The organism is Phenylobacterium sp., from assembly GCF_020402505.1.
Lineage (GTDB): Bacteria > Pseudomonadota > Alphaproteobacteria > Caulobacterales > Caulobacteraceae > Phenylobacterium.
Genome location: NZ_JADBZL010000097.1, coordinates 26,423 through 35,252, shown reverse-complemented (window position 1 = coordinate 35,252; position 8,830 = coordinate 26,423). Strand labels below are relative to the sequence as shown.

Sequence of the window (8,830 nt, the reverse complement as noted above, 5' to 3'; positions counted from 1 at the left end):
GCCGCCCGGTCAATCGACCAGCTCTGGGACGCCATCGCCCGCATCATCCAGACCTACTCACCCCATGAATGCGCAAACGACTTCGCCGCCGCAGGATATGATGCAGACTGATCGGAAAATGCTCTAGCCTCGGGCCATGAGCGCGAAACCACCTCCGTCACTGGCGTCGCTGCGCGCCTTCGCCGCAGCAGGCCGCCTTCAGAGTCTGCGGGACGCGGCGCGGGAGCTGAGGGTCACCGCCTCGGCGGTGAGCCACCACGTCCGGGCCGTGGAGGAGTGGCTCAATACGCCGCTCTTCGTGCGCGCCTCCCGACAGGTCCGACTGACCGAGACGGGCCGCCGGCTGTCGGACCGGCTCAACCGGGCCTTCACCGATTTGAACGAAGCCCTGGTGGAGGCGAAGGGCCAGGCCGGCCCCTCTGTGATCCGGGTGAGCGCCCTGCCCCTCTTCACGTCGGCCTACCTGATCCCGCGGCTGGCGAGGTTCGAGGCGCGGTTCCCGGGGGTCTCGATCGAAATCGAGACCAGTCACCGGATGGTGGACTTCGAGTCCGACGCCGTGGACGTGGCGATCCGCAACGTAGGCCGGCCCACGCCGGGCCTCACGGCCCACAAGCTCATGGACCTGCGCACCGTCCCCCTCTGCGCGCCCGCCCTGGCGGCGGAGTTCAGGTCCCCGGCGGACCTGGAGCGGGCGACCCTGATCCACATCGCCAGCCGACCGCAGGGCTGGACGGAGTGGCTGGCCGCTCAGGGGCTCAGGGGCGTCGAGGGACGGGGGAGCGTCATGGTGGACACCTTGCCGGCGGCCCTCGACCTGGCGGCCCACGGTCGCGGGGTCGCGCTCGGGATGACACCCATCGTCTGGGATGCGCCCCAGATGGAAAGGCTGGTGGTGCCCTTCCCCTCGGTCCCGGTCAGCGCGGGCGCCTATTTCCTGGTCCACCGCCGGCAGGACCGGACCCACGAGACCATTCAGGCCTTCGTCCGGTGGCTTCGCCAGGAGGTGCGCGCGGACGCCGCCCGCTTCGCCCGGCAGGCGGCGGCGGCCGGCTGACTTCCGCGGGCGCGCTGCAGGGAAGCTTCAGGCCATGAACTCCACCGCAAACGTCGCCCCAAAGGGCTTCGGCCCCATCCTGCGCGGCAGTCCGGTGCTGGAGGCGCTGGGCGGGTTCATGAGCCGGGGTGAAGGTCCGGACCTGGAGGTCGGCCTGTGCGTCGGACCCAACCACCTCAACGCCCGCGGCGGGCTGCACGGCGGGGTGATCGCTACCCTGCTGGACGTGGCGACGGGCTACATGCTGGTCGCCCGATCCGGCGGCAAGCGCCGGGTCACCGCCCGCCTTACCGTTGACTACAGGTCGGGGGCGAGGGCGGGCGAGTGGCTCCAGGTCCATCTCGACCGGACGGAAGAAGACGGCCGCAAGACCCTCGCCCACGCGCGGCTGATGGCCGGCGAGCGCCTGGTGGCCGAGGCGAGCGTCCTCTTCATCGACGCCCCGCCGGCGAGGGACTGAAGCCGCCTCAGGCTCGCCCGGACCTCAGTCGACCAGGGCCCGGTGTCGTGTTTCGGGCAGCAGCAGAAGCGTGAGCACCAAGGCGACCGCCGTCACGATGAACGGGAACCAGAGGCCCGCATAGATGTCCCCGACCGCCGTGACGATGGCGAAGGAGATCGCCGGCTGAAGCCCGCCGAACCATCCGGTGCCGACATGGTAGGGCACGCTCATGGCCGTGTAGCGGATGCGCGTCGGGAAAAGTTCGACCAGGCAGGCGGCCAACGGGCCGTAGAGGGCGGTCGCGGCGACGCTGAAGGTGACCATCACGGCGAACAGGACCGGCCAGTCGATCTCGGCTTCAGCCGTCGTCGTCGGATACCCCTGGGCGGAGAGAACCGCCTTGAGACGGGTCTCGAATTCAGCCCGCGCGGCCTTGACCTCGCTCGGGGCGGCGCCCGCGGCGTCGACGCCCGGGACGACCTGGTCGCCCACCCGCACCGAGGCGAGGGTTCCCGCCGGCGCCGCCTCGTTACGGTAGCTGACGCCATTGTTGGCCAGGACGCCCTTCACAATGTCGCAGGCGCGCCCGAACTGGGCCGCGCCGCCGGTCAGGTCGAGCTGCAGGCTGCAGGATGCCGGGTCGGCCACCACGACCACCGGCGCCGCCTGCTGGGCGCGGGCGAGCTGGGGGTTGGCCGACTGGGTGAGCAGATGGAAGCCCGGGAAGTAGGCGACCAGCATCAGGCCCATGCCGAAGCTCATCACCGCCTTGCGGCCCACCTTGTCGCTGAGCCAGCCGAAAAACACGTAGAGGACCGCCGACACGCTCGTGACGCCGATCATCAGGATGTTCACGTCGATCGGCGGCAGCTTGAGCAGGCGCTCCAGGAAGAACTGGGTGTAGAAGTTGCCCGTGTACCAGACGACGCCCTGGGCCATCATGATCGAGAACAGGGCGAGGAGTACGATCTTGAGCGAGCTCCAGCGCATGAAGCTGTCCACATAGATCGACTTGGACGCCTTGCCCTCGTCCTGCATGCGCTTGAACGCCGGGCTCTCCTCAAGGGACAGACGGATCCACAGCGAGACGACCAGCAACCCGAAGGACACCAGGAACGGCACCCGCCATCCCCAGTCCCGGAACGCCTCCTCGCCCATCAGGGAGCGCGTGAGGAGGGTCACGCCAAGCGCCGCAAGCAGGCCAAGCGCGGCGGAGGTCTGGATCCAGCTGGTATGGTAGCCTCGCTTGGCGGCGGGGGCGTGCTCGGCGACATAGATCACCGCGCCGCCATACTCTCCGCCCAGGGCGAAGCCCTGCAGGATGCGGCAAAGGACCAGGAGGATCGGCGCGATCACCCCGGCGCCGGGGCCCACATGGGTCTCGAACCAGGCGTAGTCCGGCAGCAGGCCGATGGCGACGGTCGCAAGGCCCATCATGGTGATGGTGATCAGGAAGGTGCCCTTGCGCCCCTTGGTGTCGCCCATCTTGCCGAAGATCAGGGCCCCCAGCGGACGGACGATGAAGCCCACGGCAAAGGTCAGCAGGGTGAAGATGAACGCCTGGGCGTCGGGCAGGCCGACATAGAAGTGGCGGGAGATGATCGTCGTCAGGATCGCGAAGATGAAGAAGTCGTACCACTCGAACACGGTCCCGGCCGCCGAGGCGGCGACCACCGACCGCATCCGCCGCGGATCGACCTCAGGGTCCTGGGATGTCGTCGGCTGGGTTGCAGAACTGTCGCTCATGTCGCGTCCTCCGAAATCAGGGGTGCGCGGTTGGCGAGGTAGGCGTCCTCGTCGAGCTCGCCCTCCCACTTCGCCACCGCCACGGCCGCCACCGCGTCGCCCACCACGTTCACGACCGTCCGCATCATGTCCATGAGGCGGTCAACCCCGAGTACGATGCCGATGACCTCCAGGGGCACGCCCGCAATCCCCAGGACCGCCGGGATGAACACCAGGGATCCGCCCGGGATGCCGGCCAGCCCCATGGCCCCGATCGAGGAGGTGATGACGATCGAGATCATCTGCGGGGTGGTCAGGTCGACGCCGAAGAGCTGGGCGCCGAAAACCGTCAGGATCACCATGTACATGGCCGACCCGTCCATGTTCACGGTCGCACCCAGCGAAGCGACGAAGGCCGACATGCGCCGCGAGATTCCGAGCTTCTCGATCATGGCGCGCATGGTGACCGGCAGGGTCGCGGCCGAGGAGGAGGTCGAATAGGCGACGGCCATGGCCTCGCTCATGCCGCGATAGAAGGGCAGGACCGGAAGGCCGAGACCAAAGCGTACGAAGCCGCCATAGACGATCACGCCGTAGAAGAGGCAGCCCAGGTACAGGACGGCGACGAGCGCCCCCAGGCGGACAAGGGCCTCAACGCCCATCAGCGCCACCACCCAGGCCATGAGAGCGAAGGCGCCCAGCGGGGCGAGCTCCATGACGTACCCGACCAGCTTCACGAAGGCGTGCGAGGCGCCCTCGATGGCGTCTGCGACCGGCTTGGCCGCAGCGCCTGCGCCGAGGATGCCGATCCCGAACAGGATGGCGAAGACGATGACGCTCAGCATGTCGCCGTTGGCCAGCGCCTGCACGGGGTTGGCCGGGATGAACTGGAAGAGCAGGTCCTGAGCCGTGGGCGGCGCACGGGGCTCGGGCGGCACGATCCCGGCGGGGGGCGCCGATCCCACCCCGGGCTTCAGCCAGAGAGCGAGCCCGAGGCCCAGGGTGGCGGCCATCAGTCCGGAGGGGATGTACAGGGCCGCGACCCGGGCGCCGCTCTTGCCGAGCTTGGACAGGTCAGCGATCGAGACCACGGCGGCCGTCACCGAGACGAAGATCAGAGGCACGGCCAGCATCCGGATCAGGCGGATGAAGGCGTCGCCGATCAGCTTGAGGCCGGCGTCAATGCCCGCGACATCCAGGCCCGCCGAGGCGGCGAGACCGCCCGGCCGCAGCGCAAAGCCCACCGCAACGCCCAGCGCCATGCCGATCAGGATGCGCATCCACAGCGCGGAACCGAACCACCATTTCATCTGGCCACCCCGCTCACCGCCGACCGCGGCATAGACGCGAACAGGTCACCAAGTCCAGCGCCGGTTGTCGAGCCCGCTGCGCCTAGCCGGTGGCTTCCGCCCCCTTGCGCGTCTTCCAGAGGGAAAAGAGCACGCCGCCGGAGATCAGGCCCAGGGTGATGGTGAGCGACCAGGCCGGTGGGAACTTCCCGCCGGGGAACAGGTCCCCGAGAAAGATCTTGGTCCCGATGAACACCAGCGTCATGGCGAGGGCGTACTTCAGGTACCGGAACCGGTGCACCATCGCCGCGAGGGCGAAGAACAGGGCCCGCAGGCCCAGGATGGCGAAGATGTTCGAGGTGTAGACGATGTAGGCGTCCGAGGTGATGGCGAAGATGGCCGGCACGCTGTCGATGGCGAAGACGAGGTCCACGATCTCCACGAACATCAGGGCGAGCAGAAGCGGGGTGGCGAACCAGCGGAGTTTGCCCGTCCTGGGATCGGGCAGCTTCACGCGGAACTTGTTGCCATGCAGATCCGGCGTGACGTTCATCCGCTTTTTCAGCCACAGCAGGATCTTGTTGTCGGCCATGTCGGGCTCTTCATCGCCCTTCAGGAACATCATGATCCCCGTGCCGATCAGGAAGACGGCGAAGATGTAGAGAATCCAGGAGAACTGGCTGACCAGGGCGGCGCCGAGGCCGATCATCAGGGCCCGCAGCACGATCACCCCGATAATGCCCCAGAACAGCACCCTGTGCTGATACAGCCTGGGAATGGCGAGATAGGTGAAGACCATCGAGATGACGAAGACATTGTCCATCGCCAGCGTCTTCTCGACCGCAAAGCCCGTCAGATAGAGCTGAAGCGCGGTCCAGGCCCGTTCAGCCCCGGTCACTTCCAGAAGCTGGGGATCGATGGAAGCCCCGGGCGAGGCGTTGTTGTAGAGCAGCCAGATGACCCCGGAAAAGGCGAGGCCGATGCCGATGTAGAAGGCGCTCATCGTCAGCGACTCGCGGACGCCGATCTCGCGGTCGGTCTTGTTGACGACCCCCAGATCGAAGACGAGCAGGGCGATGACGGCGAGAACGAAGGCGTACCAAATCCAAGCCGCCTTGCCGAGAAACTCGGCAAAGAGAATGCTTTCCAGCATGTACACGTAACTCCGGGCGTGTCGGACGGGGACTGTGGTCCGCCGACATCGCTGCGCGGCAAGCCGCGTTCAGCCAGAGGGGCCCGGAGGACGGGCGCGATGTAGTGGCCCCCAGGGAGCCTCGCAAGCCCCTGCGGCGATGATGGGCGGGGCTCCGGGAAACGGCCGACCGGGGCGCGGGGCGAAGGTGCGAGCGACCTGTGCAGGGACGAAGTCGCGGGGAACGGGCGGCAGGTCCCGCTCCCGACGGCCTCCAGGGCCAGGAACGCTCTCTGGCGCCCGGGATTGACTTGCCCGCCGACCTAAGCGAGCGTGACCTATATAAACAGGCGGAAACGCCGAACTTTTTTTGGGGAGCGAAGCCAGATGAAGTCCAAGGGCATTCTTTTTGCGACGAGCATTCTCGCCGCCACTGCGATCAGTGTCTCGGCGCAGGCCCAGGCCATGATCGACGAACTTGTGGTCACTGCGGAAAAGCGTGAGCAGAGCCTGCAGGATGTTCCTGTCGCGATCTCCGCCTTCACCAGCAAGCAGCGCGACCTGGTCGGCATCTCCACGGTGCAGGATCTGACCAACTTCACGCCGGGTTTCGTTTATCAGTCGTCCAATGACCGCTCATCGATGCGCGGCATCGGCCGACTCACCAACGTGCATTCGGTGGATGGCGCCGTGTCGATCTATGTCGACGGCCTGTTCACCCCATCGACCATTCTCGGCGGCGGGCCGCCGCTGGACATCGAGCGGGTGGAAATCCTCCGGGGCCCGCAGGGCACCCTGTACGGCCGCAACGCCATCGGCGGCACGGTCAACGTGATCTCCGTGCGGCCCACCAACGAGCCGTATGCCGAAGTCCGCGGGATCGTCGAGAGTTTCAACTTCACCAATCTGCAGATGGCCGTTTCCGGCCCCATCGCCGACGGCCTGCGGATGCGCTTCTCGGGCTACAAGCTCGACCAGAAGGAAGGCTACTTCAAGAACGTGACCCCGGGCCTGCCCGACGAGGGCGCCGTGCGGGACGAGTACCAGTTCCAGGTCCAGTTCGAGGCTGACCTGGGCGAGAACGCCGAATTCTGGGCGTCCTACAGGAAGCTCGCCTGGCACAACCGCGGCGGCCCCGGCGCCCGCGCCGGCTATCGTGGCGACGAGTTCTCAACCGGACGGGTCGATGTGACTACCCCTCTCGTCTTCTCTTCGGCGCACGGCTTTACGCCCGAGACGGGCCTGAACGGGATTGTTCCGGGAAGCCTGAAGCAGTTCAACGGCGCCACCTCCAGGTCCAACCCCGCGCTGGTGGACAACCGGACCTTCAGCACGAACATTCCCCAGCGGGTCCGCCTGAGCGGCGTGAATTCCTTCACCACCAACTTCGTCTATCACCTGCCGACGATCGACGTGAAGTATGTCGGAGGATACCAGGAGTATAGGTACGATCTTTATGGCGACGCAGATTTCACAGCTGTCCAATCCTATCAGATACCTCTGGCGCCAGGATCCATCTGCGGGACTGTAGGCGGGCTGTTCTCGGCGGGTCTGTCACCGGTTAACTGTACCCCTCTGACTGTCAACGCCAACAACGGCTATCATTATTTTGAGTACAACAAGTGGTATAGCCACGAGATCAACCTATCTTCCAAAAATGATGGCCCACTTCAGTGGATTGCTGGGGCTTATTATTACAACCAAGAGTATCTTGGGACCGGGGTGACGGCGGACTTCTTCTTGGTTGGACCATCTTCTCTTCAGACACCGATACTTGGCGCAGCGGCTAATCCTAAGGGTTATTGGTCAACTGCTCACTATAATCTGACGACAGAAAGCAAGGCAGTTTTCGGACAGATCGACTATCAGGCCTCGGAGACGCTGAAGTTCACCCTGGGCTTACGCTACACCGATGACAGGAAATTCGGGCGGGAATTCCGCCGCATCGTCTGTAACTCGGACACTTGTTACCCTGGCCTGTACCCCGCTCTGGGCCTCGGCGCCTTCGGGCCCGGTACGGCCGCAAACTGGGGCAGCCTGCTCGGCGATCTCAACTCCCTGGCGAAACTCGCCCCTGTGTTCGGGATTCCGGGGCTTGCCGGGCTCAACGGCCTGGGCAACGGAGCCATGGACCTCACGGACACCCTCGCGCCGAAGAGCAACGCTGGTCTGATCCCGGGCGTCAGCTCGCCCGCCATCACCACCAACGGGGTGGTGCGGCAGTACGTGATCGATCCGGCCACGGGCGTCGCGAGCCGCAACCTCGAGGGCTCCTCCGACGCCATCACCGGCACCCTTGGCGTCCAGTGGCAGCCGGACAGCGACACCATGGCCTATGCCCGTTACAGCCGCGGTTACAAGGCGTTCGGTTTCTCGGCAGGTAGCTTCCTCGCCGCCCCCAGGGCGGAAGAAGAAACCGTCAACTCCTACGAGATCGGGTTCAAGCGGGACTTCGACAGGTTCCAGCTCAACCTGGCGGCCTTCTTCCTCGACTACCGTGACCTCCAGGCTCCGGTGTCGGTGCGGGTCGGCGCCACCAACGTGACCCAGTTCGTGAACATCGCGAAGTCGGAGTCCTACGGGATCGAGTTCAGCGGCATCTGGCGGCCGGTCGACCAGCTGCGTCTCACCCTGGACTATGGCTGGAACCCGACCGAGATCACCGAGGCCGCGAAGTTCATCAACTTGAACGACAATGTGAACACCGGCCCGGTCAGCATTGTTGGAAGCCCCCTGCCCCAGGCGCCGGAGCACAAGGTCGCGGTGAACGGCACCTACACCTTCGAGATGGACCAGGGGAACCTGATCGCCGGCGTCACCTATCTCCAGCGGTCGAAGTCCTACGCGACCATCTTCGCCCGGGAGTTCGACTCGGCGCCGGCCTGGGATCAGGTGGACCTGCGGGCGCTGTGGATGCCTTCCGGCGGCAAGTATACGGTGATCGCCTACGTCAAGAACGTCTTCGACGAGGACGGCTACGCCGCGGCGGTTGAAGCGGCGCAGCGGAACAACAGCGCCACGGTGGCGTCGGACCGGTTCTCCAACGGGGCCCGGAACTTCGAGCTGACGCCCCCGCGCATCTACGGCGTCGAGATCCAGTACCGCTTCTGATCCGATCCGCGACACACGCGGTCGTCTCCAGGGTCCCCGGTTCGCCGGGGACCCTTTCCTCTTGAGGCGGATGG

The 8,830-nt window shown here is 66.0% G+C and carries 6 protein-coding genes and 1 pseudogene; 4 read left to right on the top strand and 3 right to left on the bottom strand.

The features are described from left to right. The 3 genes and pseudogenes from IM632_RS07560 to IM632_RS07550 form a co-directional block, all read left to right on the top strand. A pseudogene (locus tag IM632_RS07560) lies at nucleotides 1-111 on the top strand (IS630 family transposase); the annotation flags it as partial. A gap of 25 nt (nucleotides 112-136) precedes the next feature. Next, nucleotides 137-1,057: a LysR substrate-binding domain-containing protein gene (locus IM632_RS07555; protein ID WP_296480976.1), complete on the top strand. Its 921-nt coding sequence runs from the start codon at nucleotides 137-139 to the stop codon at nucleotides 1,055-1,057. A gap of 34 nt (nucleotides 1,058-1,091) precedes the next feature. After that, the gene (locus IM632_RS07550) at nucleotides 1,092-1,517 is read left to right on the top strand and encodes a PaaI family thioesterase (protein ID WP_296480979.1); all 426 of its coding nucleotides are present in this window, start codon (nucleotides 1,092-1,094) and stop codon (nucleotides 1,515-1,517) included. A gap of 24 nt (nucleotides 1,518-1,541) precedes the next feature. Here IM632_RS07550 and IM632_RS07545 read toward each other — a convergent pair whose 3' ends face one another. The 3 genes from IM632_RS07545 to IM632_RS07535 form a co-directional block, all read right to left on the bottom strand. Then, nucleotides 1,542-3,182, bottom strand: a complete 1,641-nt coding sequence (locus IM632_RS07545; protein WP_296481033.1) for an MFS transporter — start codon at nucleotides 3,180-3,182, stop codon at nucleotides 1,542-1,544. A 59-nt stretch (nucleotides 3,183-3,241) separates the two neighbouring features. Further along, nucleotides 3,242-4,534, bottom strand: coding sequence for a dicarboxylate/amino acid:cation symporter (locus IM632_RS07540; protein WP_296480982.1), 1,293 nt, complete (start codon nucleotides 4,532-4,534; stop codon nucleotides 3,242-3,244). 82 nt (nucleotides 4,535-4,616) lie between these two features. Continuing rightward, the gene (locus tag IM632_RS07535) at nucleotides 4,617-5,666 is read right to left on the bottom strand and encodes a TerC family protein (protein WP_296480984.1); all 1,050 of its coding nucleotides are present in this window, start codon (nucleotides 5,664-5,666) and stop codon (nucleotides 4,617-4,619) included. Between the two features lie 366 nt (nucleotides 5,667-6,032). Here IM632_RS07535 and IM632_RS07530 point away from each other — a divergent pair, with 366 nt between their 5' ends. Then, nucleotides 6,033-8,756, top strand: a complete 2,724-nt coding sequence (locus tag IM632_RS07530; RefSeq protein WP_296480987.1) for a TonB-dependent receptor — start codon at nucleotides 6,033-6,035, stop codon at nucleotides 8,754-8,756. Nucleotides 8,757-8,830: the final 74 nt, after the last annotated feature.

Coding starts and splice junctions, on each gene's coding strand:
- IM632_RS07535 (WP_296480984.1), bottom strand. CDS start 5,666: ATGCTGGAAAGCATTCTCTTTGCCGAGTTTCTCGGCAAGGCGGCTTGG.
- IM632_RS07530 (WP_296480987.1), top strand. CDS start 6,033: ATGAAGTCCAAGGGCATTCTTTTTGCGACGAGCATTCTCGCCGCCACT.
- IM632_RS07545 (WP_296481033.1), bottom strand. CDS start 3,182: ATGCGGTCGGTGGTCGCCGCCTCGGCGGCCGGGACCGTGTTCGAGTGG.
- IM632_RS07540 (WP_296480982.1), bottom strand. CDS start 4,534: ATGAAATGGTGGTTCGGTTCCGCGCTGTGGATGCGCATCCTGATCGGC.
- IM632_RS07550 (WP_296480979.1), top strand. CDS start 1,092: ATGAACTCCACCGCAAACGTCGCCCCAAAGGGCTTCGGCCCCATCCTG.
- IM632_RS07555 (WP_296480976.1), top strand. CDS start 137: ATGAGCGCGAAACCACCTCCGTCACTGGCGTCGCTGCGCGCCTTCGCC.